The organism is Methylovulum sp., assembly GCF_028687615.1.
Taxonomy (GTDB): Bacteria; Pseudomonadota; Gammaproteobacteria; order Methylococcales; family Methylomonadaceae; genus Methylovulum.
Map to the genome: position 1 here is coordinate 1 of NZ_JAQTZU010000020.1, position 26,512 is coordinate 26,512.

At 47.2% G+C, this 26,512-nt stretch carries 23 protein-coding genes; 8 read left to right on the plus strand and 15 right to left on the minus strand.

The genetic code is table 11. The features are described 5' to 3' along the window. Positions 1-170: 170 nt before the first annotated feature. The 8 genes from fae to PHH59_RS12425 form a co-directional block, all read right to left on the minus strand. Complete coding sequence (fae, locus tag PHH59_RS12390; RefSeq protein WP_300016472.1) at positions 171-689, minus strand: formaldehyde-activating enzyme; 519 nt, start codon at positions 687-689, stop codon at positions 171-173. A gap of 122 nt (positions 690-811) precedes the next feature. Continuing rightward, the gene (locus PHH59_RS12395; protein ID WP_300016475.1) at positions 812-1,657 is read right to left on the minus strand and encodes a triphosphoribosyl-dephospho-CoA synthase; all 846 of its coding nucleotides are present in this window, start codon (positions 1,655-1,657) and stop codon (positions 812-814) included. Beyond that, entirely contained in the window at positions 1,620-2,609 is a 990-nt protein-coding gene (locus PHH59_RS12400; protein WP_300016639.1) for a RimK family alpha-L-glutamate ligase, read from the minus strand. The genes PHH59_RS12395 and PHH59_RS12400 overlap by 38 nt, the downstream gene beginning before the upstream one ends. Positions 2,610-2,744: 135 nt before the next feature. Further along, positions 2,745-4,832 (minus strand): elongation factor G, encoded by a 2,088-nt coding sequence (fusA, locus tag PHH59_RS12405; protein ID WP_300016478.1) that lies wholly within the window; start codon positions 4,830-4,832, stop codon positions 2,745-2,747. A gap of 1,297 nt (positions 4,833-6,129) precedes the next feature. Beyond that, the gene (gene hrpA, locus PHH59_RS12410; protein ID WP_300016481.1) at positions 6,130-10,260 is read right to left on the minus strand and encodes an ATP-dependent RNA helicase HrpA; all 4,131 of its coding nucleotides are present in this window, start codon (positions 10,258-10,260) and stop codon (positions 6,130-6,132) included. 73 nt (positions 10,261-10,333) lie between these two features. Continuing rightward, positions 10,334-10,747: a type II toxin-antitoxin system VapC family toxin gene (locus PHH59_RS12415; RefSeq protein WP_300016484.1), complete on the minus strand. Its 414-nt coding sequence runs from the start codon at positions 10,745-10,747 to the stop codon at positions 10,334-10,336. Then, positions 10,744-10,959: a hypothetical protein gene (locus PHH59_RS12420; RefSeq protein WP_300016487.1), complete on the minus strand. Its 216-nt coding sequence runs from the start codon at positions 10,957-10,959 to the stop codon at positions 10,744-10,746. The genes PHH59_RS12415 and PHH59_RS12420 overlap by 4 nt, the downstream gene beginning before the upstream one ends. A 73-nt stretch (positions 10,960-11,032) precedes the next feature. Next, on the minus strand, positions 11,033-12,109 hold the full coding sequence (locus tag PHH59_RS12425) for a GGDEF domain-containing protein (RefSeq protein ID WP_300016490.1): 1,077 nt from the start codon (positions 12,107-12,109) through the stop codon (positions 11,033-11,035). 582 nt (positions 12,110-12,691) lie between these two features. Here PHH59_RS12425 and speA point away from each other — a divergent pair. Then, positions 12,692-14,521, plus strand: a complete 1,830-nt coding sequence (gene speA / locus PHH59_RS12430; protein WP_300016493.1) for a biosynthetic arginine decarboxylase — start codon at positions 12,692-12,694, stop codon at positions 14,519-14,521. A gap of 56 nt (positions 14,522-14,577) precedes the next feature. Here speA and PHH59_RS12435 read toward each other — a convergent pair whose 3' ends face one another. Further along, positions 14,578-14,940 carry a hypothetical protein gene (locus PHH59_RS12435; protein ID WP_300016496.1) on the minus strand — a complete coding sequence of 121 codons (363 nt, stop codon included), beginning with the start codon at positions 14,938-14,940 and terminating at the stop codon, positions 14,578-14,580. A 248-nt stretch (positions 14,941-15,188) separates the two neighbouring features. Here PHH59_RS12435 and PHH59_RS12440 point away from each other — a divergent pair, with 248 nt between their 5' ends. Beyond that, entirely contained in the window at positions 15,189-15,623 is a 435-nt protein-coding gene (locus tag PHH59_RS12440; protein WP_300016499.1) for a hypothetical protein, read from the plus strand. Here PHH59_RS12440 and PHH59_RS12445 read toward each other — a convergent pair. Together PHH59_RS12445 and PHH59_RS12450 are read right to left on the minus strand one after the other, a co-directional pair. After that, a complete protein-coding gene (locus PHH59_RS12445; protein ID WP_300016502.1) occupies positions 15,620-16,954 on the minus strand; it encodes a sigma-54 dependent transcriptional regulator in 1,335 nt (444 codons plus the stop codon). The genes PHH59_RS12440 and PHH59_RS12445 overlap by 4 nt on opposite strands. Then, the gene (locus PHH59_RS12450; protein WP_300016505.1) at positions 16,951-18,579 is read right to left on the minus strand and encodes an ATP-binding protein; all 1,629 of its coding nucleotides are present in this window, start codon (positions 18,577-18,579) and stop codon (positions 16,951-16,953) included. The genes PHH59_RS12445 and PHH59_RS12450 overlap by 4 nt, the downstream gene beginning before the upstream one ends. A 168-nt stretch (positions 18,580-18,747) precedes the next feature. Between PHH59_RS12450 and sucC the strand changes: the two genes are divergently transcribed. After that, the gene (sucC, locus tag PHH59_RS12455) at positions 18,748-19,917 is read left to right on the plus strand and encodes an ADP-forming succinate--CoA ligase subunit beta (RefSeq protein ID WP_300016508.1); all 1,170 of its coding nucleotides are present in this window, start codon (positions 18,748-18,750) and stop codon (positions 19,915-19,917) included. Then, positions 19,914-20,780 carry a succinate--CoA ligase subunit alpha gene (sucD, locus tag PHH59_RS12460; RefSeq protein WP_300016511.1) on the plus strand — a complete coding sequence of 289 codons (867 nt, stop codon included), beginning with the start codon at positions 19,914-19,916 and terminating at the stop codon, positions 20,778-20,780. Before sucC ends, sucD begins: the two co-directional genes overlap by 4 nt. A 165-nt stretch (positions 20,781-20,945) precedes the next feature. Here the strand turns inward: sucD and PHH59_RS12465 are convergent, their stop codons facing one another. Genes PHH59_RS12465 through PHH59_RS12480 form a run of 4 tightly spaced genes read right to left on the minus strand, consistent with a single transcriptional unit; the run spans position 20,946 to position 23,096 of the window. Further along, on the minus strand, positions 20,946-21,980 hold the full coding sequence (locus PHH59_RS12465; protein ID WP_300016514.1) for a peptidylprolyl isomerase: 1,035 nt from the start codon (positions 21,978-21,980) through the stop codon (positions 20,946-20,948). 12 nt (positions 21,981-21,992) lie between these two features. After that, positions 21,993-22,259, minus strand: coding sequence for a BolA family protein (locus tag PHH59_RS12470; protein ID WP_300016517.1), 267 nt, complete (start codon positions 22,257-22,259; stop codon positions 21,993-21,995). Then, the gene (locus tag PHH59_RS12475) at positions 22,256-22,558 is read right to left on the minus strand and encodes a YciI family protein (RefSeq protein WP_300016520.1); all 303 of its coding nucleotides are present in this window, start codon (positions 22,556-22,558) and stop codon (positions 22,256-22,258) included. The genes PHH59_RS12470 and PHH59_RS12475 overlap by 4 nt, the downstream gene beginning before the upstream one ends. A gap of 1 nt (position 22,559) precedes the next feature. Further along, positions 22,560-23,096, minus strand: a complete 537-nt coding sequence (locus PHH59_RS12480) for a septation protein A (RefSeq protein WP_300016523.1) — start codon at positions 23,094-23,096, stop codon at positions 22,560-22,562. Positions 23,097-23,247: 151 nt separating this feature from the next. Between PHH59_RS12480 and PHH59_RS12485 the strand changes: the two genes are divergently transcribed. From PHH59_RS12485 to grpE, 4 genes are all read left to right on the plus strand, one after another. Then, a complete protein-coding gene (locus PHH59_RS12485; RefSeq protein WP_300016526.1) occupies positions 23,248-23,544 on the plus strand; it encodes a DUF1244 domain-containing protein in 297 nt (98 codons plus the stop codon). Further along, positions 23,541-24,278 (plus strand): class I SAM-dependent methyltransferase, encoded by a 738-nt coding sequence (locus tag PHH59_RS12490; RefSeq protein ID WP_300016529.1) that lies wholly within the window; start codon positions 23,541-23,543, stop codon positions 24,276-24,278. The genes PHH59_RS12485 and PHH59_RS12490 overlap by 4 nt, the downstream gene beginning before the upstream one ends. 132 nt (positions 24,279-24,410) lie before the next feature. Continuing rightward, complete coding sequence (gene hrcA, locus PHH59_RS12495; protein WP_300016642.1) at positions 24,411-25,469, plus strand: heat-inducible transcriptional repressor HrcA; 1,059 nt, start codon at positions 24,411-24,413, stop codon at positions 25,467-25,469. Between the two features lie 398 nt (positions 25,470-25,867). Next, positions 25,868-26,482 carry a nucleotide exchange factor GrpE gene (gene grpE, locus PHH59_RS12500; protein ID WP_300016532.1) on the plus strand — a complete coding sequence of 205 codons (615 nt, stop codon included), beginning with the start codon at positions 25,868-25,870 and terminating at the stop codon, positions 26,480-26,482. Positions 26,483-26,512: the final 30 nt, after the last annotated feature.

The following is a 26,512-nucleotide window of genomic DNA, read 5'->3' on the forward strand; positions in this document are numbered from 1 at the left end:
CCAAGCCTACCGATTGATTGGGTCGAATGCCCGTACTTCAAGGCGTACGGTCATCGCAATATTTTATTGACAAATCTATTATCATTCCGATTGCAGGACTACCGCAAATTTAACGCAAAAAAATACCCCGGCAAGCCGAGGTATTTTTAACATCCGATAAACGACTAAGCTTATGCTTCGTTGTTTACTGCGAATGGGTGTTTTGCTTCTTTTTTAGCAGCTACAACTTCAGCAGCCGTTGGTGAACCGTCTACAGCACGTTTCAGGGCTTCTTTAGTTGCCGCATAGTTGAAAGATTCAATTTTAGCGTCGTCTTCAGCCAACCAGTGAATGAATACACCGACAGAGATGAACAGGTCATCCGCTTCATCAGCCGGGATAGTACCGTCTTCTACACAATCAGCAACCGCCATAGCAACTGCGCGTTGTGCCGGGCCAAACATTTGTACGGCTTGTTTAGAACCTTTGATGGTTACTTTGTTGAACAAAATAGTTGCTGGTTTAACCATCAGGTTAGGAGCAACAACTGCCAACAAAGTTGAAAAACCGTCTTTGTTGTTGGTCAACGCAGTTGCGAAAGCAGTTTCAGCGGCTGAACCTCTTGGTCCAACGATCAAATCAATGTGGGCGATTTCGTTGCCGTCGCCAACTAAAGATTCACCGACGCACATTTTAGTAATTTTTGCCATTTTTATTTTTCCCCTGTGAAGAAAAAGGTTGAAAGGTTTAAGCTAATAGTGGCACAGTTTGTTTTTAATACTGTCCGTACCGGATTATTTGTTTTTGAAAACAAATTCTTGATGGATAGAGTTCAAATCAACTCTTCCTGTAAAAGTACCGCCAGCAACGTCGCTACGGTCATGTCTGCTGTGGTGCCTGGATTTATTCGTTTGGCTTTTAGCTCTTGATCCACCTGATATAGCAACGGCAAGATTTGTTCAGGATTCCGGCTTGCCAGTTCACGACCCAACTTGGCCATCGTTTGCATTATCATGTCAGAATGTTGACCACCATATTTCCTTTCGATATGGCTATCAGGAAACCGGCTTAACAAGGCCATGTAGACCCCTACTGCTGACCAACTTTTGCTTTTCCATATATTCATAGCATTATAGTAGGATAAGATGGCGAAATCAAAAATATCTTCATAATCTGTAAGGTATTGAAGGGCAATACGGTCTTTGTCACTCGCCAGTCCCATCGCGGTTTTTAAGCTTACTGTCGCAGCGGCATGCACATCTTGTGCTTGCGCTTCGCCCAATCCCCCCGGAGCCGCCAAGGCAATTGCCCGGAACACCCAATCAGCATCGGCTATGGTCGTGGTATTTAATATTTCCCTTAAAGAGCCGCGTAAACCAAGGCCGTTTGTGTCAAGGGCGGCTTGTAGCAAAGGCGCGGCCAACAGGACAATACCTAAGTTGGTGTTGCAAGCGACTGCTTCCCGTGTAGCTTTGACGGCGTAATAAATTTTCTCGCCTACACTGTATTCAGGATTACACAATGGTGCGGCACTGACTTCGGCACTGATGCGGAAGTCAGCGACGGTCATATCATGACCATCGGCGTAAACACTGACGTTGCCAGGCTTGAAGGCTTGCAATTCAAGCTCGCAAGCTTCTTTATAAAGTTCTGCCAAACGGGTTGGGGATAGAGCCATTGTCAATTATTTCAGCGTTGTTGGATAGGGACTTTTCGTCAACTGCATTGTTTATGAATCTGGGTTTATGAATCCGGCGATTAATCAAATCATCGACGAGCAATCCGGCGATATTGACTTCACAGACACTTTGCAGCCCTTTCCAAGCAGGGATGCTATTGACTTCAATGACAGTGTACCGCCCTGCCCTGTCTTCAATAATATCGACACCCGCATAATCCATATTCAAGGCGGCGGCGGATTTGACCGCCAAATCAGCCAGCCCGGTATTTAATGTGATAGGTTCACAACTCGCGCCACGCGCGACATTGTTCAGCCAGAATTTGCCGCGCCGCTGCATGGCGGCGACCGCAAGACCATTGATGACAAAAACTCGGTGGTCAGAAAATCCTTCCCCCGCACAGTCGACAAAACGCTGTAAATAATACACACCGCGGCTGCTAGTCAGCCAGATTAAATCGGTCATTTTTTCAACGCGGCGTATGCCTTCGCCCTGGGAACCGAACAGCGGTTTGCTGATGAGAAAATGTCCATTTTTTAACTCTTGTCCGGCAATCGCCAATGCTTCTTCCCGATTACGTAGCACCCAAGTCAACGGGGTCGGCAACCCGGCATTGTGCAGCAAAAAACTGGTCATGCCTTTATCAACACTGCGCTCTATTGCCTGTCCGTCATTGTAGACAGGAATGCCCAATATTTTTAAGGCATGCAGTATATCCAGATATAACACCACTTCTTCCAAGGAACCACCTGGAACGCCGCGTACAAAAACAGCATCAGGCAAAGATTCTTCAAAACCAGGAATCAGTAACGGCAGGCTACCGGCGGCAATCCGCAAACGGCATTCGGTCAAGGACGCATAAGTGCTTGCGTAACCATAGCCAGCAAAAGCCAGTTGCAATTGTTTGCCATGCCAGCCTGGATCATCGGTAAAAATAGCTATTTTGCCCACGGGAATTTTATAGTCGGGAGCGATGGACAAGGCAAAGTGCCTTAAAACATGCAGGGAAAAGAGTGGATATGGCGATGGGGAATGTAGGGGTGGTGCGTAACTGGACACAATCATCCAGCTACGCATCCAATCCAATTACTTCTTAGCTTTATTACGTTCGTTGACTTCTTTGATGACTTCTTCAGAAACGTTTTTCGGACAAGGCATATAGTGCGAGAACTCCATGGAGAACTGACCACGGCCTGAAGTCATAGTACGCAAATCACCGATGTAACCAAACATTTCGCTCAATGGCACATCCGATTTGATGCGCACACCTGTGATGCCAGGATCTTGTGATTTGATCATGCCACGGCGGCGGTTAAGGTCGCCGATGACGTCACCGACATGGGATTCGGGTGTGAAGGTGTCCACTTTCATGATGGGTTCAATCAATTGCGGGCCGGCTTTAGGGATAGATTGACGGAAAGCGGCTTTCGCGGCGATTTCAAACGCAATGGACGACGAGTCAACCGCGTGGAAGCCACCGTCAGTCAGGATAACCTTGAAGTCCAAACAAGGGAAGCCTGCCAATACGCCTTTGTCCAACATGCTTTTAAAGCCTTTTTCCACGGCAGGCCAGTATTCCCTAGGCACGTTACCGCCAGTGACCGCTGATTCAAACACAAAACCGGTGCCTGGCTCACCTGGCTCGATCTTATAGTTGATTTTCGCGTATTGGCCTGAACCGCCCGATTGTTTCTTATGGGTATATTCGTCCTCAACCGGTTTGGTGATGGTTTCGCGGTACGCCACTTGCGGTTTACCAACGATAACATCGACACCGTGGGTACGTTTTAAGATGTCAACCTTAATGTCCAAATGTAGCTCGCCCATGCCTTTCAGGATGGTTTCGCCGCTATCCTCGTCGGTTTCAACGTGGAATGAAGGGTCTTCCTGGATCATCTTACCCAGCGCGATACCCATTTTTTCAGAAGCCGCCTTATCTTTAGGTGAGATGGCCAAAGAAATAACGGGATCAGGGAACACCATAGGCTCCAGCGTGGCAGGATATTTCGGGTCACATAAAGTATGTCCGGTTTGAATGTTCTTCATACCTAAAACAGCAACAATATCACCCGCTTGTGCAGATTCAAGCTCATTACGCGCATCGGCGTGCATTTCGACGATACGGCCTATACGCTCGGTTTTGCCGGTGAAGGTGTTCAGGACAGAAGTGCCTTTTTCCAATTTACCGCAGTAAATACGCAAGAAAGTCAAGGCACCAAAACGGTCATCCATGATTTTGAACGCCAGGGCACGTAATGGCTTGTCAGCATCAACAATCGCATATTCGCCAGTCGGGTTGCCTTCCAGATCCACTTCAGGCTGAGGTTTGACTTCAGTCGGGCAAGGCAGGTAATCGACCACACCGTCAAGCACCAACTGCACCCCTTTGTTTTTGAACGAAGAACCACAGAAAGTCGGGAAGAAATCCATGTTTATCGTGCCTTTACGCAAGCAACGTTTAAGCGTTTCAATATCAGGCTCTTCTCCATCGAGATATTTTTCCATAACATCGTCGAACTGATCGGAAACTGAATCGATCAATTTTTCGCGCCATATTTCGACATCTTTAACCATATCAGCAGGCACATCTTGTATGGTGTAGTTCATTGGGTCACCTGAGTTATCCCACACCCAAGCCTGGCGGGTCAACAAATCCACCACACCGACAAAGTCATCTTCACGGCCAATAGGCAAAGTCATGACTACTGGTTTTGCACCTAACACTTCCTCAACTTGTTTGACTACACGGTAAAAATCGGCCCCGATACGGTCAAGTTTATTGACGTAGATAACCCGTGCGACTTTAGAGTCGTTGGCATAACGCCAGTTGGTTTCTGATTGTGGCTCCACACCGCCGGAACCGCAGAATACACCAATACCGCCGTCCAACACTTTCAATGAACGGTACACTTCGATAGTGAAGTCAACGTGGCCTGGGGTGTCGATGATGTTGAAACGGTGGTCTTTCCAAAAACAAGTGGTTGCCGCTGACTGGATAGTGATGCCGCGTTCACGTTCTTGATCCATAAAATCGGTGGTGGTCGCACCGTCATGTACCTCACCGATTTTATGGATTTTACCGGTGAGTTTTAAAATCCGCTCTGTGGTGGTGGTTTTACCGGCATCGACGTGCGCAAAAATACCGATATTTCTGTAATGGGATAGTTCTGTCATGTATTTACTCTAGGGTTGGGCAATAAAAAACTTTTGGGTGACCACTCATGAACCTTAAACTCAAGAGGGCTCGGTTCGGACTGGGGCATTGGACTACCTTTGCTTCTCACCCGTCCAGCTTCGAAAGCCCCCTATTCTAACCTAAAAACTTAGCAAAAATATAGGAAACCATGGAATAGAAAGTATAAAGCCACTCGAACAGGGATATTTTGAAACGCAAGGGCCGCAATTAGCGGATAAAACAGTCTATATTGCCCGTAAACTTATACACAAAACCTGTGGATAAGTTTGTGGATAGCGTGTCGGCTTTTAGGGTTAATTACGGTTTTTATTAAAGTTTTGTTAAATTGTACAAATATAGACCATTCATATAATTATCTTATTTATCAAATAATTAGATTTTATAACCGATTATCATACAGTTACCTGAACAGTAAATCCAAGTCGTTGATTCTTTCTGTGGGCAACTGTTATTGAATCAAAACCAATTTCGTTGATGAAGCCTAACGCTATTTAGTATTTTTAATTTTTTCTATTCCGCAAACACAATCAAGAATATTTTGCCGGACTGTATTTTAAATCTATACACCTTAAAAAAGTTATACACAAAATCTGTGGATAGCTTGTCGTTACAAATGTTTAGCTACGGATTTTATTGGTGTTTTGTTAGATTGTACAAATCCACGTCAATAATAAATACAATTAAAAACAGTTAGTTATATTTTATAACTATATTTCATGTAGTTAAAATCAGGGCAATCTAAGTGCTTGATTGATTCTGTGGGCAACTGTTATGGAATCAAAACAAATCAGCCCCAAAAAGGTTTTTTATTTGTAAGTTTGCGCTATTTTTGCGCCGCGTTAAAAACGGCTTTGTCCAGTCATTATTTAAAATAGGTTACTTTTTAACTTATACACAAAACCTGTGGATAACTCTGTGGATTGATTGTTTTATTTACAGCTTAATTGCGGTTTTTGTTACAGTTTTGTTAGATTGTACAAATATAAACCAATATAATTGTTTATATTTTTCATTCACTTATAATTTTTCTAATGAGTCAATAGCTTATCTGAATAATAAACTTAAGTGCTTGATTCTTACTGTGGGCAAGTTTAAAAACTCGAAAACATCTTCTATTCAAAATAGCAATATTTTTGTGCTTCAAATCACAAAAAATAGCAAATACTATGTGTTCAGCAACAAATAGGTTGGTATCTAAACTATCCGATGCCTCTATCCTTCCGCCGCCGGCCAAACAAGCTTACCCAAATCTACAGAACGTTACTTCCCCCGATTTCAAACCCGCTCATCCCAGGCTTTATCCAAACGTTTTGCTGAAATTGGATAAGGTGTTTTCAGATGCTGGGCGAACAGCGACACGCGGAACTCTTCCAGCATCCAACGAAAAACCTCCTGCTCAGGCAGGATTTGGATTTTGGCGGCCTTTTTTTCCACGTCTTTCCAATAGCGCAAAACATAGCGGTTCAGCTCTTGGTTTTTCTGGGCATTATTGTCCAGCTTATCCAAGCGGTAGCTGATTGCCTTTAAATAACGCGGAAACGCTTTGAGCTGTTCATAAGGCGTGTTGCGCAAGAAACCGGCATAAACCAATACCGCCAATTGCGCGTTAATGTCTTGCGCCAGTGGATCACTCGCGTTCAGGCGTTGCAATTGGTTTTTGATAGCTGAATAAGCGTTCATGACCTCTAAGGCCAAGCGTCCGGCTTCGTTGGCGACACTCAGCAAACTCGCTTTGTTTTGCTTCAAACTGTCTTCAAACGCGGCTTGGGTGCGGATCGTGCGCCCGTCGATAAAAACATGGTGCAAAATCAATTGCAGCATATCCTCTTTATAAGACGCAGTGGCGGGTAGTTTGAGAATCGGATGTGGGGGCAAACGCTGGTAAGCCAGCTCGGCAGCGGCGGCTTGCAGATTGTTTTTGGTCAAATAGGTGCAGTCTTTGCGTAAAGACAGTTGGAATAAACGCAATAGACCTGCCTGATGTTCGGCATCGGCTTTGGCCCCCGTATCGAAAATCTTCACGCCCACGGCATCGCCTTCATCGACTATCGCCGGAAAACCGACAAAATTTTGGCCTTGCTGGATGGCGGCACGGGTTCCCGACCCGTCGCCGCACTTCCACCCTCCCTGGCGGTCGAACGCATAGGTATCCGGCAAATCATCAAACGCCCATTGGATGCAGCCCGTGTAACTCAACTCATCGGCGGCGATTTGGTCGAAACTTTGCACGGCTTGGCTGGCATGTTTTTGTTGTAATTTTTTTAAATCCCGCCCGTAATCCAGCAATTTGCCGTTTTCGTCGATGACGCGGAAATTCATTTTCAAATGCTCGGTCAGGCCGTCCAGCACCCACGCATTCAACGGAATCGCTTCGCCCGTCAATTTGCGCAAGCGGTTGCCTAGCCATTCTTGCAACGTGCCTTTAAAATCCGGCTCGATTTCCAAACAACGTTTGACCGTTTCCGGCACAGGCACAAAATGCTTGCGGATGTTTTTGGGCAAACCCTTAATCAGCGCGACGCATTTTTCTTCCAGCATCCCCGGCACTAGCCAATCAAACGGCACGGGCGACAATTGGTTAAGCTGATGCACCGGAATCACCGCCGTCACACCATCCTCATCATGACCTGGTTCAAAACGGTATTGCAGGGCGATGCTGAGATTGCCGATTTTCTTGTGGTCAGGATAATCCCATTCGTTGACGTAACCGTCTTTTTCACGCGTCAAATCTTCCTTGGTCAAGAACAAAAATTTCGGGTTCGTTTTTTCAACCGTCTTGCGCCATTGGTCCAGCGTGATGCCGTTGACGACTTCAGCGGGCAGTTTTTGGTCATAAAACGAATACAGCCACAATTCATCTTCGACCAAATCCACGCGCCGCCCTTTGTGCTGGATCATGCCGACTTCTTCCAAGAGCTTTTGGTTAGCGACATAAAACGGCGCGTTGCTGTGGTATTCGTGGCTGACCAAGGCCGATTGGATGAACAGCATACGCGCTGATTTGGCATCGACGCGCTCGTAAGGAATTTTCCGTCCCGCTTGCAAGGTCAGACCGTAAAGCATGGTGCGTTCGTAAACCGCCGAGCGTCCAGCTTTTTTCTCCCAATGCGGGTCGTAATGCGTGTGCTTGACCAAATGCCCCGCACAGGCTTCTATCCATTCCGGCTCGATACGCGCCACGTTACGGGCGTAGACTTTGCTGGTCTCCACCTGTTCCGCCGCCATAATCCATTTGGGCTTGACTTTGTGCAATCCAGAACCTGGGAAAATGAAAAACTTCAGGCCACGTGCGCCGAGATATTCGTGGGTTTCGTGGCGGAAACCAATGTTGGATAGCAGACCCGTTAATAAGGCGCGGTGGATGTTTTCGTAGCGGTATTCGAAAATCCCCCCCGCCCCCTCGGCAAATGCTCCCGGCTTTGCTCTACCTCCTGCATCCATGCAGTCGCCTTTTTCAAAGGGAGGAGTTTTGTCTTTACCTTTATTAGTTGCAGAATGTTCAGCTTCCCCACCCTTTGAAAAAGGGGGGCTGGGGGGGATTTTTTGAACGGTTGAGATTTCATTCAACTTCATATTCAAATCGCCCTTCACCACCTGCAAAATCTGCGCGTGAATATCAAACCATTCGCGCATCCTTAAATACGACAAGAAATTATCCGAGCAATATTTCCGTAATTTGCTGTTGGAAAGATGCTTTTTCTGTTCTTCGTAAGTGTTCCACAAATTGAGCAGCGTCAAAAAATCCGATTCAGGATGACGGAACGCCGCATGTTTGGCTTCGGCCTGGCCCATTTTTTCGGCAGGTTTATCGCGCGGGTCTTGCACGCTCAAAGCCGCGACGATAATCGCCACTTCGTGCAAACAACCTTCCTCATGCGCGGCGACCAACATCCTCGCCAGTTTCGGGTCGGTCGGGAATTTTGCTAACTGCTTGCCCGTTTCGGTCAATTGCCCCGCTTTATCGAGCGCATTGACCTCGTGCAGCATGGTTTTGCCGTCGCGGATCATCTTGTCATCGGGCGGTTCGATGAAAGGGAAATCTTCAATATCGCCCAATTTCAAGGCCAACATTTGCAAAATGACCGCCGACAAATTCGTCCGCAAAATTTCCGGTTCGGTAAATTCCGGCCTAGCTTCGTAGTCTTGCCTTGAATACAAACGGATACATATCCCTTCCGCGACCCGTCCGCAACGTCCGGCGCGTTGGTTCGCGCTGGATTGCGAGATGCGCTCTATCGGCAGGCGTTGGATTTTGCTTTTGGGGCTGTAACGGCTGATGCGGGCGTGGCCCGTGTCGATTACGCCACGAATGCCGGGTACGGTGAGCGAGGTTTCGGCGACGTTGGTGGCCAAGACGATGCGGAGTTTGCCACCCTTAGGATTGAACACGCGCTCTTGTTCGCTGACGCTGAGCTTTGAATACAGCGGCAAAATGTCGTACTCGGTGGGATGATGTTTTTTTAACGAATCAGTGGTTTCGCGGATTTCCCGCTCGCCGCTTAAAAAAATCAGAATATCGCCGCGCAAATCGCGGCTCAGTTCATCCACAGCATCGAGAATCGCATTTTGGAGGTCATCCGTCGTTTCGTCATTGGCAGCTTCTTCATCGTCATCCTTGGGTTCAATCGGGCGATAACGGACATCCACCGGATACGTCCGCCCCGATACTTCAATTATCGGCGCACCGCCAAAATGTTCGGAAAAACGTTGGGTGTCGATGGTCGCCGAGGTGATGATAAGTTTCAGATCAGGCCGTTTCGGCAACAGCCATTTCATATAGCCAAGCAGAAAATCAATGTTCAGGCTGCGTTCGTGCGCCTCGTCAATGATGATGGTGTCGTATTGGTTCAGGTACGGGTCGTTTTGCGATTCCGCCAATAAAATCCCGTCGGTCATCAGTTTAACCAGCGATTCGGCATGGGTTTTGTCGTTAAAACGAATTTTATAACCCACCGATTTGCCGATAGTCTCGCCCAATTCCTCGGCAATGCGATCCGCCACCGTCCGCGCCGCAATCCGGCGCGGTTGGGTATGCCCGATAAAACCCGCCGCACCGCGTCCAATCGACAGACAAATTTTCGGCAACTGCGTGGTCTTCCCTGAACCCGTTTCGCCGCACATCACCACCACTTGATGGTTTTTAATCAGCTCGGCAATTTCATCTTTTTTGCCCGTAACCGGCAAATCAGGGAAGTTCAGCGGCGGGATGCTGGCTAGGCGTTTGTTCCTGAACGCCACGGATTTGTCGATACGGCCGGCAAGATTCGCCAACGCACTATCAACAGGCTTGCCTTTCTTGGCATCCTGACGCAAACGGTCTAACTGCCGTTTCAGCGCGTGGCGGTCTTGGTTCAGGCAAAGGGGTAATTGGCGGGTGAGTTGTTGGAACAGTTCGGTAGTGGACATTAAGTAATGAATAGAAATGACTAAGCTTGGACAATTTTCGGAAACTAACGGCCTTAAACCATTAAGTTTAGGTTCACAGAATTGTTAAGCGGGTACTGGAGGCAATAAACTGACATACGGATAATTTCGGATTTTTCCGTCTAACGTCATAAGCTGGCAACCATAAATACGGGTAGTTGCCACATTTAATTGATCGTCGGGATCGGTGAAATGGTTGTGGCAACTGAGTGGCATCTATAACGATTTCGGGAGTTAAGTTGAGCAATTGGATATTGAGATAAGCAAGAGCTTGCCCGAACCATTCATTTACAGGGCAAGGCAGGGATAAGCGTTGGTATTCGACCAGTTTTGCTATCTCCCAACACGAAATGATGCTGACACCCAAAGCGGTATTTTCATGATTTTCTAAATATTGGGCATATTCAGGCTTTAAACGCTCATCACCATGCACCCACCATAGCCAAATGTGCGTATCCAGCACAATCATTTCAATACATCCCAATCTGTCAACGCCACAGGTTCAAAAGGCTCTTGATAATCAATTTTTGTGTTCCGCAAAGGATATTTAGTTTCTGGCAGTGTTTGTTGTTGCTCTTGGGACAAGCCTAATCGGAATTTATGAATCAAATTATAAAGCTCAGCGAGCTTATCAGCAGGGATATGGTTAATTTCATTGAAAATTTGTTCTTGTAATAACATTTTCTGCACATTTTTAGAAATTTATACCGCATCTAAATCCAGTAATAGGGTTTTTCCTTATTGGTATTCGCGTCTAAGTATCAGATTTCGAGTTATACACCGTTATCAAACACCGGCCTTGTCGTTTACTGATATACATGGCCTTATCCGCGTTGTTCAATAACACTTCAATGGTGTCGCCATGTTCAGGAAAACTGGCTATACCAATGCTTGCGCTGAGTTTAATGTATTTAGATTGATGGCGGATTTGTGTGTTATTGAACTCGTCAACAATTCGTTGGGCCACATCAATTGCTTCATTCTGGTCACAATCCGTCAGGAATACTGCGAATTCATCACCACCATAGCGGGCGGGAATATCACCATCCCTCAGCACCGAGACTAGACACTGGGCAATATTGGTCAATAATAAATTACCCGCTTCATGACCATAATCGTCATTAGTCTGTTTTAAATTATCAGCATCTATCATCAGCACCGATACTTTCCGATTGTGGCGTCTAGCCTGGTTAAGCAATTTTTTTGCAACGGAATTAAATGTCCTATAGTTAAATAATTTGGTTAACTCGTCTATTTCGGATTCGGATTTAAGGATATTAAAACCGCTTTGAATATCAGAAGTCAGCATGGTTGAGATATAGCCAACCAAAAGCATCGGAAAAAATAGCATCAACACATCGCTACTGCCAGCCATGGAAAATAAAACTTCAATATTATTTTGATAAAAATTATTTTCTAAATACACAAAAATAGAAAAAATCAGGCCAACTTGCAATAAGGTGACTAATTTACCTAACGTGATGGCACTGGCAAGCACTGGCAATAAGTAAAGGTTGAACAATGGGCTTTGCAGTTTTCCTGTGTACCATATCACCCAACTGATAAAAACAATCATCACCCAACTTTGGAAAGCAATTTTCCATTGTTTTGCTTCTTTAAAAAAATCCCAATATTGAAAAGCGGCGACACCTAACGCATAAATACAAGCAGCCAGTACAACCAGATTTTTTTCGGCATTTTCTACTTTTCCGACAACTAAATAAAATAATATCAAAACTAATAGAAGCCATTCGATTTCACCTAAAGTCCGCCTAAAACTATTGATGATTAGAGGTTCAGTATTTAGTTTGTAATAATTGTTTTTTTTCATTTCGAAGTCAGTCGCCTCAATGATTTGCTTGCAATCCAGTATAGCGGCTTTACACCTTTATCGGAACAGCTTAGCCTCTTGAAAAACGGCAAAAAAATGAATAAATCATGGGTTGTTTGTGCAAGACATTTATTAGATTGGAAATTATCAATAGTTTTCGAACGGTTTTTCGCTTTTAAAACCTTAAATGCGGGCGATGATTACTGCCTTGTACAACATATTTACCGACTCTTTACGCCTATCAAAGCCTATCATCCGCGTATATACTCAAACTATATACCTTAAACAAACGTCAGAAAAACAGGGTCAGGCATATCATTCCTATCGAAAACCATTGTTACCACCTTAAGCCTGAACTACACTTTAACTGTTTAACCGTGGGAACTGTCAATGTATTCCACCAACGTCAACAACCTAAAGAGCAATTCCTAAAAGACCCTTTGGTAAAAACAAAATGGGTGATACTTCATAGTTATCGTAATTGCTGAAGCTGGGCACTTGACCATCAGACTCAAACAAATCTGCCATCCCATTTCTACGGCTGTGATTGCCGAATTACACACTTCTCACCGGAGCCAATAAGTGAACTTAACCAACTGGACTATCCAGCAATCTGCACAAACCTACGCCATTGATTTATGGGGTGACAGTTACTTCTCGATCAATGAAAACGGGCATGTCTGCGTCAAACCCAGTGCCGATAAAGCCATCGCCCTGGATTTGTACGAAATTGCCCAATCTCTGAACGACAAACAATTGTCCTTGCCCGTGCTGGTGCGTTTCACCGACATCCTGAAAGACCGCGTCACCCGTTTGGACAATGCCTTCAAAAATGCCTGTGCCAAGTTGGAATACACGGGCAAGTACACGCCTGTCTACCCTATCAAAGTCAACCAGCAACGGCAAGTGGTCGAAGGCATACTGGCGGCGGACAATATCGGTTTGGAAGCGGGCAGCAAGCCGGAATTGCTGGCGATCATGGCCTTGTCGCACCAAGGCGTGGTGGTCTGCAACGGCTACAAAGACCGCGCCTATATCCGCCTCGCGCTGATTGGCCTGAAAATGGGCTTGAACCTGCATCTGGTGATAGAAAAACCGCTGGAATTGGAGCTGATTATCGAAGAAGCGGCCAAGCTGGACGTGCAGCCCGTGTTGGGTGTGCGTGTACGATTGTCCAGCATCAGCGCGGGCAAATGGCAAAACAGCGGCGGCGAAAAATCCAAATTCGGCCTTCATGCCTACGAAGTGTTGCAATTGATCGACCGCCTTAAAAAAGCCAATTTGCTAGCTTGCCTAAAGTTGATGCACTTCCACATGGGTTCGCAAATCGCCAACATCCACGACATCAAAATCGCCCTGAAAGAAGCCGGACAATTTTATGTCGAATTGCACCGCCTAGGCGCGGCGATAAAAATTGTCGATGCGGGTGGTGGTTTGGGCGTGGACTACGATGGCAGCCGTTCGCGCAGAGAATCGTCGATCAACTACAGCCTGGACGAATACGCGCACAATATCGTCCGCAGCTTCGCCGACATTTGCGCCGAAAAGCAAGTGCCGCAACCGGACATCATCACCGAATCAGGCCGCGCCCTGACCGCGCACCACGCCGTACTGATCACCAACGTCACCGACATTGAATCGGTGTACAGTAACGATAAAGCCGCGCTGGACGTAACGGACAACCGCAACCTGGTCGAAGCCTACCACGACGCCTATTTCCAATTGTCCGAAGCCCGCGCCAAATTCGCCCGCGACAAACTCAGTATCAATCGCTTGGCGGAAGCCGAAAACGACTACGCGATTTTCTGCCAACAACTGCAAAATTCGCTAAACCCGAACAACCAGAACGAAGCGGAGATTTTGCAGGAACTCAACGAAAAGCTCGCCGACAAGATTTTCTGTAATTTTTCCTTGTTCCAGTCCCTGCCGGACATCTGGGGTATAGACCAAATCTTCCCCATCATGCCCATCCATCGTTTAGACGAACAACCCACCCGCCGCGCCGTCATCCAAGACTTGACCTGCGATTCCGACGGACGTATCGACCAATACATCGACGGGCAAAACCTAGAAAAAACCCTGCCAGTGCATAACATCAACAGTGAAGAGCCGTATCTGATTGGTTTTTTCATGGTCGGCGCCTACCAGGAAATCTTGGGCGATATGCACAACCTGTTCGGCGACACCCATTCCATCAACATCAAACTCGACGACAACGGCTACCATTTCTACGACCTGCAAGAAGGCGAAGACGTGTCGGAATTGCTGGATTATGTCCATATCAGCAGCGAAGAACTCAAAGCCGCGTTTAGGGAGAAATTGGCGAACAGTGATTTGAGCGACGGGCAACGCCAAGAGTATGAACAGGAGTTGGTGGCGGGGTTGAATGCTTATACTTATTTGGAGAAATAGTATTTTGTGCTTACTCTGGTTCCCAAGCTCCAACTTGGTAACCCAAGTCAGAAGCTCTAGCTTTGAGAATGGCAGGAAGCTAGGGCTTCCCAGCCCGCATTCCCAAGCCACAGCTTGGGAATGCGCGGGATGCTGATTTTTATTGGGCAGCTAGGGCTTTTCACTTCCGTCGCAGGTTTGAGCCGAAGGGAGAGGTCATTTATGCAGGTAATACCGGTCTTAAACTCGTTGATGCCCACCTCAACGGCGGATCGGTTCCAACCCAACACATCTTCGGCGGCACGGTGCTTTCCGTCCAGCAAGGACAAGGTGGCATCGCCCATTGCACAGCGCCTGCCAGGGATCAAGCCAACCAAGCGCGAAACCAAAGCCACCACTTCCTTAGAAATTCCGTTTCGTTCAAGAGTTGACGTTTTCATCTGTGGGACTCAATTATTACACTTAGTCATCATTGTACGCGGTATGTTGGTTATTGCTGCTTCCCTTATGGCAATACTGAAAGTTTTTAAAGATACCCAAAAAGCCAAACAGCCACTTGTGTGATATAAAGATTAACTAGAAGGCTGGCTTCTGGTATATTCATTATCAGCGGAATGAGATTACAAGAGCGGATATGGCTCTGTTTTAAATAGAATAATAAGAAATTTACTAAAGGAGAGATGTCGTTATGACAGAAATATTATTTATCCTAACTACTATTTTTGTTGCGTATGTGATTTACAGCATTGTCAATGAGCAGAAAGCATCAATCAGTTCCATCCGGTCGGGGCCTTCCGTACCAATGGTTACTGAAGAAGCGAAGCTTGATGTCGTTATGGAGAAAGAGGCGGTGCCAGTTGTTGGTAAAGTAACGGTCAATGCGCCTTCAGCGACCACCAAACCGGTGGCAATACCCAAAGGTAGTGTCCGTGACCCTAAAACCGGAGAAGTGGTGGCGGTCGCCAATAATTACCGCTTTACCAAACGCTGGATAAAAGAAGCTTTGGTTACTGAGGGCTTGCTGGATAAAGTTTATAAGAACAATGAGTTGGATACTACGGCTGAAACGGTCATCAAAACGGCATTAACGGCGTTTGCGGCGATGGACAAATACCGCACCTAATTGTCTAGATTAAGTTTCTTCAGACGGTAACGGAAGGAGCGGAAAGATAAGCCCAGTTGTTTGGCGGCAGCGGTCTTGTTCCATTTGTTGTCTTCCAACGCGGCAGATATGGCTTTTCTTTCAATATCCTCCAGATAGTCTTCCAAAGATCCCTGTGCCGGATCATAATCTGCCTGAGTTGTCGTTTGTGGGCTGCTAACCGGCAGATTTAGGTCATCAACTTCAATATTTTTACCATTGTATAAAGCCAGCGACCGTTCCAGGATATTCTCCAACTCACGCACATTGCCGGGAAAATGGTACTGTTGTAAAGCCTCTTGTGCGCTGGGCGATAATCCTGGGCTATTATCGCCCGTCAATCTTGCCAAAATATGCCCGGTGAGCAAAGGAATGTCATCAATGCGGTCACGCAAGGGTGGGATGCAAAGGTCAATAACATTAATCCGATAATACAAATCCTGGCGAAAGCTGCCTTCTTGGACCATATTGGCAAGATTGCGGTGCGTGGCGCTTAACAGCCGGATATCGACCGGAATTTCCTGATGCTCGCCAACCGGGCGGATTTTTTTCTCTTGGATGGCGCGTAATAACTTCACCTGTAGTGAAAGTGGCAAGTCAGCCACTTCATCAAGAAATAAAGTGCCGCCTTCAGCCGCTTGGAACAAACCTTTCTTATCGCTGATTGCCCCGGTAAAACTGCCTTTTTTATGCCCGAAAAATTCGCTTTCTATCAATTCATGCGGAATCGCCCCGCAGTTTATCGCAATAAAGGGCTGGTCACCGCGTGAGCTTTGCTGATGGATCAAGCGGGCAACCAGTTCTTTGCCGGAACCTGATTCCCCGCTGATATAAACTGGAGCTTGGCTACGTGCCAGCTTAGTGATTTTCGTGCGTATCTCGCGCATGACAACTGATTCACCCAGCAACGAGTGGCGCATTTGCTGGTTTTTTTCAGTATGGGTATCGGACAGTTTCAACGCGCTTTTGATTAACTGCCTGAGCACCGCCAAATCCACCGGTTTGGAAACAAAATCAAACGCGCCTTTTTTCATCGCTAAAATCGCCGTGTCCATACAGCCATGTGCAGTAATGACGGCAACCGGCATGGGGGCCTGCATGGCTTGGATTTGGTCGATTAATTCCAGGCCGTTACCGTCAGGCAGGCGCATGTCCGTCAGACAAATATCAAAAACATGGTTTTGTAGTAGCGTGTTGGCCTGCCCAAGCGTGTAGGCGCAATGGGTTTCGATTCCCATCCTACTCAGCGTGATTTCTAGTAATTCCAGAATATCAGGTTCGTCGTCAACGATTAATGCCAATGGTTTATTCATATTTCAATCAGATTTTTTTCAGCGTTCAGCATACAGAGCCGGAAGCACCCTCGGTTATTGTCAGCTAAATAATAACTTAATTTAGCCTGATTGAGTTCAGCCAGTTCTTTGGAAATGTACAAACCCAAACCCGTGCCATTCGGTGACGTGGTAAAAAAAGGTTCAAAAAGGTTTTTAAGATGTTGATGGCTAATGCCGGTACCATTGTCTATCACTTCAATATAGGGCAGTTCCTGAAAAATAAATGATTGGACAAGGATGTGGCCTAATTCCGGTTTTCCGTATTTCAACGCATTTTCGCACAGATTATTTAAAATTTGCCTTAAATGGTTAGGATCAATAAACGCATACAGCGGTGTCTGGTTATGGACGAGTTCGAATGAATGGGCATAGTGTTGATGATGCGACAAAAAACTTTTCAAGTAATTATCGAGCCATGATGTGAGTTCTAGCCGCTTTCTCTTGGAATCGTGGCGTTTCGAAACCCGCAAAATGTCTTCAATAATGACATTAATGCGGTTAGATTGAGTTTGAATGATATTGGTCAAGCGACGGTCACCGGGGGGCATATCGACAGATTCCGCCAGTAATTGCCCGGCGTGGCTGACGGCCGCTAGCGGATTACGTATTTCGTGGGCGATACTGGCGGTTAGCCGTCCTAAAGAGGCCAATTTACCTTGTTGGACACGCTGGTTATAGAGAGCTATGTCTTCAAGGATAATCATGTAAAAATTGTCATAATGAGTGGACAACAACATGAAACGGAACCTGATTTCCGATTGGTTGGTAATCGGTAGGGAGACAGTATCGGCTTCTGGTTCGTTTAGCCAAGTCGAAAATGCCCGTGATAATTGTGGGGAAACATCGCTCAGATGGTTGGGGGATTTGTCCAGATTGGCCAATCTTAACGTGGCTTCATTCACCATTAGGACGCTTTGTTCCTGGTCGATAATAATGATGCCGGATTGCAGGTTCTGGATGATGTATTGGTTGAGGTATTCGAGATTGACAATCGTTTTTTGCTGTTGATCAGCCAATTGCATGCTGTCTTCACTATGTTTGGCGAGCACATAAGATAATAAGGCAATGGTAAAATAAGCCGCGCCCAGCATCCCAGTGTAAGTATAAGAGCTTGGATCGAAACCATGCAGTTGATCCGTAAAAATCCGTTCGGCCAGTATGGACAGGCTCGCTATCGCGGCAAACAACACCGAACAAACACCGCCGATCAGTAACCCGCCAGAAGCAATGGATACTGTGATTAGAATGCCGAGGCCGCATTTAATGCCGCCACATGCGTGCATTAGCAAAGTGAGCAGAATAATATCAGTAAAAATAAGCAATTGCGCTTGCACCGTATAGGGTGTTAATCGCCAGAATACGCAGACCACCGAAATGATGGTCAGCAACCAATAACTTTGGCTGCTGTATATGTACAATTCGTTGTAATAACCGCTTAGCAGGGACGAATCAATCCGCTGATAAATCAAGAGAATAAATAGCGTTGCAAGAACAAGGCGATAAATCAAAAAAACTTTTAACAGCGTCCAGGCTTGCTGTGCAGGAATACTATAAGCTTTGGAAAAAGGGCAGGGATAAAGCCTATCGGGAGAATTTTTAGTCATTTATTTATTAACAATAGCGTTTTATGGAGACTTGGCTAGAATATCGAGGCCATTGCCAGATACAAAAGCAACGGTAGCAACCGAAGCCTATCAAATTTATAAACATTCTAACTAAATAACGCAAATGAAGCCGCAATCATTTTTTAACCACCCCGTCAGGAGTAAATAATGAATATCCATGAATATCAAGCCAAACAGTTGTTCCAGCAATACCGCATTCCTGTTCCTGAAGGTAAACAAGCGGTAACGCCGGAACAAGCTGTAGAAATTGCCAAGGGATTGGGTGGCGATGGCTGGGTGGTAAAAGCGCAAGTCCATGCGGGTGGAAGAGGTAAAGTCGGCGGCGTAAAACTGGCGAAAACAGCGGCTGAAATCGACGAATTTAGCCGCGATTTGCTTGGCAAACGTCTGGTGACCATCCAAACCGACGCAACCGGTTTGCCGGTCAATTCCTTGTTGATAGAAAATATTTATCCGATCCAACGCGAAATGTATTTAAGCCTGTTGCTGGACCGTGCCAGCGAACGCTTGATCTTTATCGCCTCAGCCGCCGGCGGTATGGACATAGAAACCGTTGCCCATGAAACGCCTGAGAAGATTATTTCCGTGCAAGTCCATCCAGCCGCCGGACTGCAAGGCTACCAATGCCGCAAAGTGGCGTATGCGCTGGGCTTGCAAGGCCCGCAACACAAGGCGATAACGGCCATCATGCAAGGCATGTATGATTTGTTTTTAGCCAAAGACGCCAGCCAGATTGAAATCAACCCGCTGATAGAAACCGACAGCGGCGATTTGTTGGCTTTAGACGCTAAAATCAACTTCGATGACAACGCTATCGCCATCCATCCCGATATTCTGGCGATGAAAGATGCCAGCCAGGAGGATGACAAAGAAAACGAAGCGCAACAATTTGGCTTGAACTATATCACCCTGGATGGCAACATCGGCTGTATGGTCAATGGTGCGGGCTTGGCGATGGCGACGATGGATTTGGTCAAACTCAAAGGCGGCTTGCCCGCCAATTTCCTGGATGTCGGCGGCGGCACCAATGTCGAAAAAGTCTGCGAAGCCTTCAAATTGATTTTGTCGGACGGCAACGTCAAAGCCGTGTTGGTAAACATCTTTGGCGGCATCGTCAAATGTGACGTGATTGCCCAAGGCATTTTGGAAGCCATTAAACAAATTCATGTCGCCGTTCCCGTCGTTGTCCGCCTGGAAGGTACAAACGTCGAACAAGGCCGTGAATTATTGAGCAACACCGGCTTGAATATTTATCCGGCGGATGATTTGGCGCACGCGGCGGAACAAGTCGTCGCTTTGGCGGAGGCAGTGGCATGAGCATATTGATCAACAAGGACACCAAAGTGATTTGCCAAGGTTTCACAGGCAAACAAGGCACCTTCCATTCTGAACAAGCTTTGGATTACGGTACGCAACTGGTCGGCGGCATAACCCCCGAACGCGGCGGCGAAACCCATTTAGGTTTGCCCGTGTTCAACACCGTCCAAGCTGCCGTTGACAGCACCGGCGCAACCGCCAGCGTCATCTATGTGCCACCGTTTTATGCCGCCGATGCGATATTGGAAGCGGTCGATGCGGGTATCCAGCTCATCGTCTGCATCACCGAAGGCATCCCCATCTTGCAAATGCTGCGCGTCAAAGCGGCAATGGCGGGCACCGGTGCGTTGCTGATCGGTCCTAATTGCCCTGGCATCATCACTCCCGGCGAATGCAAAATCGGCATTATGCCCGCGAAAATCCACAAACCCGGCTCTATCGGCATTGTCTCGCGCTCCGGCACCTTGACTTACGAGTCCGTCCATCAAACCACCGCCCAAGGCTTAGGCCAAAGCACCTGCGTCGGTATTGGCGGCGATCCTGTGCATGGCATGAACTTCGTCGATGTCCTCAGCCGTTTCCAGGAAGATGAACAAACCCAAGGCATCGTCATGGTCGGCGAAATTGGCGGCGGCGAAGAAGAAGATGCCGCCGATTACATTAAAGCCCATGTCACCAAACCCGTCGTGGCGTATATCGCCGGACAAACCGCACCGGCAGGTAAACGCATGGGTCATGCGGGGGCGATAGTCACCGGCGGCAAAGGCACGGCGGCGGGCAAAATTGCCGCGTTGAAAGCGGCGGGGATTGAAGTGGTGAGTTCGCCTACTGAAATTGGCGTGGCTATGAAGGCGTGTTTTTGATTAACTTAAACTCCCCCCGGCAAAGCTTGGTGCTGGAGAGCTGAACCTATCAAAGCATCTAATCTAGGGTGAATTTGGTAGTATTTTGAGACTATTTTACTTGTAAGGGTTTCAAATAAAAAAAGGGCGGTGAAAACCGCCCTTTTTTGTTTGCCAAGGTCAAGCTTATTTCTTTTTCTCAGTCGCCGGTTTAGCCGCTTCTGGTTTCTTTTCTTCCGCTACCGGGGCTTTTTCTTCTGTCACTTCTTCAACATCGACTTCTTTAGCGACGGTTTTGCCATCTTTGTCTTTGATTTCTTCTTCAATGACCACTTCTTCGGTCACGGGTTTTGGCGCTTCGGCAGGTTTGGCGGCTTCGTCTTTCACTGGCATCAAGATTTCGACTTTTGCTGTTTTACGCAGGTTTTCCAACATGTCTTGGACTTTTTTGCGTTGCAGGAACGGCATCAATTGTTCTTTTACCGCTTCCAATGGAGGTGGTGTTTGGGCGCGGGAGTCTTCACGCAAAATCACATGCCAACCGAATTGGGTCTGTACAGGCGTTTTAGTGTATTTGCCTTTTTCCAATGCAATGACGGCTTTTGAGAAAGGTTCAACCATTTGATTGGCAACAAACCAGCCTAGATCGCCGCCGTTTTGCGCTTCTTTGCCATCCAGCGAATTTTTGTTTGCCAATTTGGCGAAGTCCGCGCCTTTATCGAGTTCAGCAATCAATTTCTTTGCTTCGGCTTCGGTTTTTACCAGGATGTGACGGGCTTTATATTCGGTGTTATTGTTGCCGCCAACTTTGCTGTCGTATTCGGCTTTGATTTCCGCATCGGTGACCGGATTGGCTTTCATGAAGTTTTGCACTTCGGCTTGGGTCAGGATAGCTTTTTTGGCTTCGTCAAGACGTTCCACCACTTCAGGTGATTTATCCAGTTGTTTTTGGAGTGCGTCCTGAACCAGTAATTCGCGTTGGATCAGCTCTTCAAGCAATTTTTCTTTAGGGATGGCTTGGCCTTGTGAGCGTTCGGCAATTTCTTTTTCCATGTTGTCGAAAGTTGTTTTGGCGATGTATTTGCCGTTCACAACGGCGATGGCATCGGCTTTGTTGACAACGGGTGCAGGAGCGCTGCCGTTATCACCGGCTTTCTGGTCACAAGCGGTTACGAGAAGTGCGGTGCCGACAACAAGTAAGGGGATGAAGTTTTTTTTCATTGCTAATTTCCTTTAGTTTTGTTCAGAGGGTGAGAGGGCATTAATGCCTAAGGCATGAATTTGTTGTTTCATCAGATCACCGAGGGCCTTATAGACCAATTGATGACGCTGTACCAAAGATTTACCTTCGAAAGCATCGGCAACAATAGTGACGTGGTAGTGGCCGCCGCCGCTTCTGGCTCCGGCATGACCGGCGTGGGCGGCACTGTTGTCGAGGATTTCTAGGAGTTCAGGGTGGAAGGTTTCGGTTAATGCGGTTTTGATTAATTCAGTGCTCATTGGGGAAATATTTTTTTAAAGGGTTTAACGGTGACTTTGGCGTAAACGCCCGCCTCAAGGTAAGGATCGGTATCAGCCCAGTTTTGTGCGGCTGGTAAATTGTCGAATTCGGCGATGACCAGGCTGCCGGTAAAACCCGCTTCGCCTGGGTTGTCACTGTCCACCGCCGGATGGGGCCCTGCCAACAGCAATCGTCCGGCATCTTGCAAGGCTTGTAAACGCGCTAGATGGGCAGGCCTTGCTGATAGGCGTTTCTCCAGGCTGTCCGCGACATCTTCGCTGATGATGGCGTATATCACATTATTCCTCGGCGTCGGGGACGTATTTGTACAAATAAACCATTTGTAACGCGATAAACAACACCATTAGCCCAGGTACGCCAAAGGTTTTAAAAGTGACCCATTCATCGGTGCTGAAATTGAACATGACGTAAAGGTTGATAAAACCCACGCTGGTGAAGAACCCCCCCCACAGCATGTTCAAGCGTTTCCATATTGGTTTTGGCAACGTTATGCTTGCAGACATCATGCGTTCCACAAAAGTTTTCTCGCCAAAAAATTGGCTGCCAAAAAAAGCTACGCCGAACAGCCATTCTATAATGGATAATTTCCATTTGATAAATTGTTCGTCTTGGAGATACAGGGTCGCACCCCCCATGACCACGACCAAACCTAAGGTGATCCATTGCATGGATGCGACTTTGCGGTAACGCAGCCAAGAATAGCTGACCTGGACAATGGTCGCAACCATCATGACCCCTGTGGCGACATAAATGTCATAGGTCTTGTAAGCAATAAAAAACAGGATAATGGGGAAAAACTCTAAGAGTTGTTTCATAGCGGTGGTAAGCGGTATCGGATAGGGTTTTAGGCGGCAAACTGTCCTGGCGGCAGTTTAAAAATTTCGCCATTGTAGAAGTTTTGCCGATGAATGTACATGTTTGCATGATGGTTTCTGCTAGAATAGGCGACATTTTGGGAGCTTAGCGATGACAGACAATATCCACACAGAATTGGAAGCGGCGGCATTTAGACGCTTGCTCAAGCACTTGCAGCAACATACCGAAGTGCAAAATATAGACCTAATGATACTGGCGGATTTTTGCCGCAATTGTTTGGCGAAGTGGTATGCAGAAGCGGCGGTGGAGCGGGGTGTTGCTGTGGATTACGAACAAGCCAGGGAAATTGTTTATGGCATGGCTTATAAAGACTGGAAAGGACAATTCCAAACCGATGCAACACTTGAGCAATTGGCTGCTTATCATCACAAACAGGAGGCCAAATGACGTATAACTCACCATATGACGCCATGTTTTCCGGTCTGATCGGGCAAGATTACGGGATGTTGAAGCGGCTTGCGCCAATGACCGTGGCAATGAGCCACTTGGTTGGCGTGGCCGTGGGCCAATATCCAGATCCCCTATCAGGCTCCTTGAAGGTAGTCGAATTGGGCGGCGGTACCGGCATCACCACTTTGTCGTTATTGATGGCAAAACCTGCAATCGAGATTTTAAGCGTTGACAACGAACCGGTCATGCAGGATCAAGCCAAGCAAAACTTGCAAGAATGGCAAACACAAGGCAAATTGGCTTTTTGCACCGATGACGCATTAAGCGCATTAACTAAGCTCGCCGATGGGAGCGTCGATGTCGTGGCGTCGGCTTACACGCTGCACAATTTTACCAATGACTATCGCCAGCAAGTCATCACGGAAATTTTCCGTGTGCTAAAACCGGCAGGCCAGTTTGTCAATGGCGACCGTTATGCTTTGGATGACATCGACCAACACACGCGCACCACCCAGGCAGAAGTCAGTCGTTATTTCCAGATTTTGATCGAAGCCGACAAACTGGCCTTGCTCGAACACTGGATAGTGCATTTGTTCAGTGATGAATCAGCAAACCACATCATGCGCGAAACGCAGTCCCTGCAACAATTGGCGGCTGCCGGCTTTATTGATATTCACTTGAGCAAGCGAAATGAAGTCAACGCGCTGGTGGTTGCCAATAAACCTTATTAATCATTTAAGCAATTGAATAAAAGCAATTACCGGCATCTAGCCCTGTGTTGACAAGCGTTTGATGAGCTGATATTTTCGCCCTTTGGCACTCCCGCTACAAGAGTGCTGATTCTGTTATTTGTCGAGGTCGGTGTGGGCAAGCATACGCAACTATTAAACGAACGGTCACTACAATTATTGAAAACCTTGGTTGAGCGTTACATCAGTGATGGCCAACCCGTAGGCTCCAGGGTTTTATCGAAAGATTCCGACTTAAACTTAAGCCCTGCAACTATCCGTAACGTCATGGCGGATTTGGAAGACTTGGGCCTTGTGCATTCTCCACATACCTCGGCAGGCCGTGTGCCAACCGTCAGCGGTTATCGGCTGTTTGTCGATAACCTGTTGACGGTCAAGCCCTTAAATACCCAGGAATTGAGCCATCTTGAAGGATCCCTGTCAGCCCAGCACGATACCGGCCACATGATAGGTATTGCCTCGCGCTTGCTGGCGGATTTAACCCAAATGGCGGGTGTGGTGACCGTGCCGCGTCGTGAAATTGTCTGCTTCCGTCATATCGAATTCCTGCCCTTGTCGCATAACCGTGTATTGGTAATTTTTGTCACCAATGAGCAGGAAGTGCACAACAAGATCATCCATACCGCCAAGCTGTTCAGTCCGGCCGAATTGCAACAGGCCGCAAATTATATCAACTCCATTTACACTGGACGTAGCCTCAATGCCGTGCGCGAAGCCGTCATCAAGGATTGGCAAGATGATCGGGAGCGCGTCAACCAGGGGATGCTGGATGCGGTTACTATGGCGCAACAGGCATTCAACCAGGACGATTTAAAAGACGATTATGTGCTGGTCGGCGAAACCAATTTGATGGGCTTTTCGGAACTGGCGGATCGTGACCGCTTGAAATCCTTATTCGATGCGTTTTATCAAAAACAAGGCGTGATTGATTTACTGGACCAGTGCATGAAGGCTGATGGCGTGCAAATTTTTATCGGCGAAGAATCGGGTTACCAGGCCTTCGACCATTGTAGCCTGGTGACATCTTCCTATTCAGTCAGTGATGAAGTGGTGGGTGTGCTCGGCGTGATCGGCCCGACCCGCATGGCTTATGAAAAAATCATCCCTTACGTTGACATCACCGCAAAATTATTAGGTGCGGCCTTGAATCCGAAAGCGACACCCCCATTGTAGGCATAGTTATTTACAGATCCCCGCCGTTGCCATGATTCGGCGTGTTTTTAAGATTAGGTTAGAAATAACTTCATAGAACGGGGCGTAGGATGTGCCGACGGCAGGAGGCGCATCGTTTGCTTGAGGCGGAGCGATGAGCTTTGTACCTCAGAACGTGTTTTAAAAGCTGCTACGCGGTTCGATTGCGGCGTTGCGCGGTGCTCAAAATCCTCATGTACTCCAGTACACTCCGGTTTTTCCGCTCCGTGCGCCTTGCGCTCGAACCGCTCGCGACGCTTTTAAAACACGTTCTCAAGTATCTACACCGAACCCGTGAAGTAATCACAAGGCCAAATCACTGGCGGAATCAGCCCGATATTCGCTTGACATAATCCCCACATATCCCAAAGGTAGAAATAATGAGTAATGAGCAAGAAAAACCGGAATCACCAGTGGATGCTGACGTAGAAACTGGGGCGCAAACCGGGCAGGAAACGGTTATCGACCAGGACACAACTGAAACGGTTGCCGATACCGAAATTGGCGAACACGAATACACCATAGACGAATTAAAAAAAGAGCTGGCAGAAGCCAAACAAAAAGCCCATGAAAATTGGGACAAAGCCGTGCGCACCCAGGCGGAAATGGAAAACCTCAAGCGCCGTACCCAAAAAGATTTGGAAGACGCGCATAAATTCGCGCTGACAGGCTTCGCCAAAGAATTGTTGCCTGTGTTGGATAGCCTGGAATTGGGTTTGCAAGCGGCGACTGGCGATAATGACGAAGTGAAAAAATTCCGTGAAGGCAGCGAGTTGACCATCAAACAATTTGAGGCGGCTTTTGCAAGATTTAACGTCGTGACTATCAACCCCGTTGGCGAGCCGTTCAACGCCGAACACCACCAAGCGATGGTCATGCAAGCCGTGGAAGGCGCAGTGCCCAACACCGTTGTGACCGTGTTCCAAAAAGGTTATTTACTCAATGGACGCTTGCTCCGTCCGGCAATGGTTGTCGTTGCCAAAGCAGCAGATTGACCGCAGGCTTGAAATTAACAAAAACAGCCT

What these genes read in the sequence shown, in the direction of transcription:
- PHH59_RS12435 (WP_300016496.1), bottom strand. Translation starts at nt 14,940, where the DNA reads ATGAAAACGTCAACTCTTGAACGAAACGGAATTTCTAAGGAAGTGGTG.
- PHH59_RS12440 (WP_300016499.1), top strand. Translation starts at nt 15,189, where the DNA reads ATGACAGAAATATTATTTATCCTAACTACTATTTTTGTTGCGTATGTG.
- hrpA (WP_300016481.1), bottom strand. Translation starts at nt 10,260, where the DNA reads ATGTCCACTACCGAACTGTTCCAACAACTCACCCGCCAATTACCCCTT.
- PHH59_RS12465 (WP_300016514.1), bottom strand. Translation starts at nt 21,980, where the DNA reads ATGAAAAAAAACTTCATCCCCTTACTTGTTGTCGGCACCGCACTTCTC.
- PHH59_RS12445 (WP_300016502.1), bottom strand. Translation starts at nt 16,954, where the DNA reads ATGAATAAACCATTGGCATTAATCGTTGACGACGAACCTGATATTCTG.
- fae (WP_300016472.1), bottom strand. Translation starts at nt 689, where the DNA reads ATGGCAAAAATTACTAAAATGTGCGTCGGTGAATCTTTAGTTGGCGAC.
- grpE (WP_300016532.1), top strand. Translation starts at nt 25,868, where the DNA reads ATGAGTAATGAGCAAGAAAAACCGGAATCACCAGTGGATGCTGACGTA.
- PHH59_RS12420 (WP_300016487.1), bottom strand. Translation starts at nt 10,959, where the DNA reads ATGTTATTACAAGAACAAATTTTCAATGAAATTAACCATATCCCTGCT.
- PHH59_RS12425 (WP_300016490.1), bottom strand. Translation starts at nt 12,109, where the DNA reads ATGAAAAAAAACAATTATTACAAACTAAATACTGAACCTCTAATCATC.
- PHH59_RS12470 (WP_300016517.1), bottom strand. Translation starts at nt 22,259, where the DNA reads ATGAGCACTGAATTAATCAAAACCGCATTAACCGAAACCTTCCACCCT.
- PHH59_RS12415 (WP_300016484.1), bottom strand. Translation starts at nt 10,747, where the DNA reads ATGATTGTGCTGGATACGCACATTTGGCTATGGTGGGTGCATGGTGAT.
- PHH59_RS12480 (WP_300016523.1), bottom strand. Translation starts at nt 23,096, where the DNA reads ATGAAACAACTCTTAGAGTTTTTCCCCATTATCCTGTTTTTTATTGCT.
- PHH59_RS12490 (WP_300016529.1), top strand. Translation starts at nt 23,541, where the DNA reads ATGACGTATAACTCACCATATGACGCCATGTTTTCCGGTCTGATCGGG.
- fusA (WP_300016478.1), bottom strand. Translation starts at nt 4,832, where the DNA reads ATGACAGAACTATCCCATTACAGAAATATCGGTATTTTTGCGCACGTC.
- PHH59_RS12395 (WP_300016475.1), bottom strand. Translation starts at nt 1,657, where the DNA reads ATGGCTCTATCCCCAACCCGTTTGGCAGAACTTTATAAAGAAGCTTGC.
- sucD (WP_300016511.1), top strand. Translation starts at nt 19,914, where the DNA reads ATGAGCATATTGATCAACAAGGACACCAAAGTGATTTGCCAAGGTTTC.
- PHH59_RS12450 (WP_300016505.1), bottom strand. Translation starts at nt 18,579, where the DNA reads ATGACTAAAAATTCTCCCGATAGGCTTTATCCCTGCCCTTTTTCCAAA.
- PHH59_RS12485 (WP_300016526.1), top strand. Translation starts at nt 23,248, where the DNA reads ATGACAGACAATATCCACACAGAATTGGAAGCGGCGGCATTTAGACGC.
- sucC (WP_300016508.1), top strand. Translation starts at nt 18,748, where the DNA reads ATGAATATCCATGAATATCAAGCCAAACAGTTGTTCCAGCAATACCGC.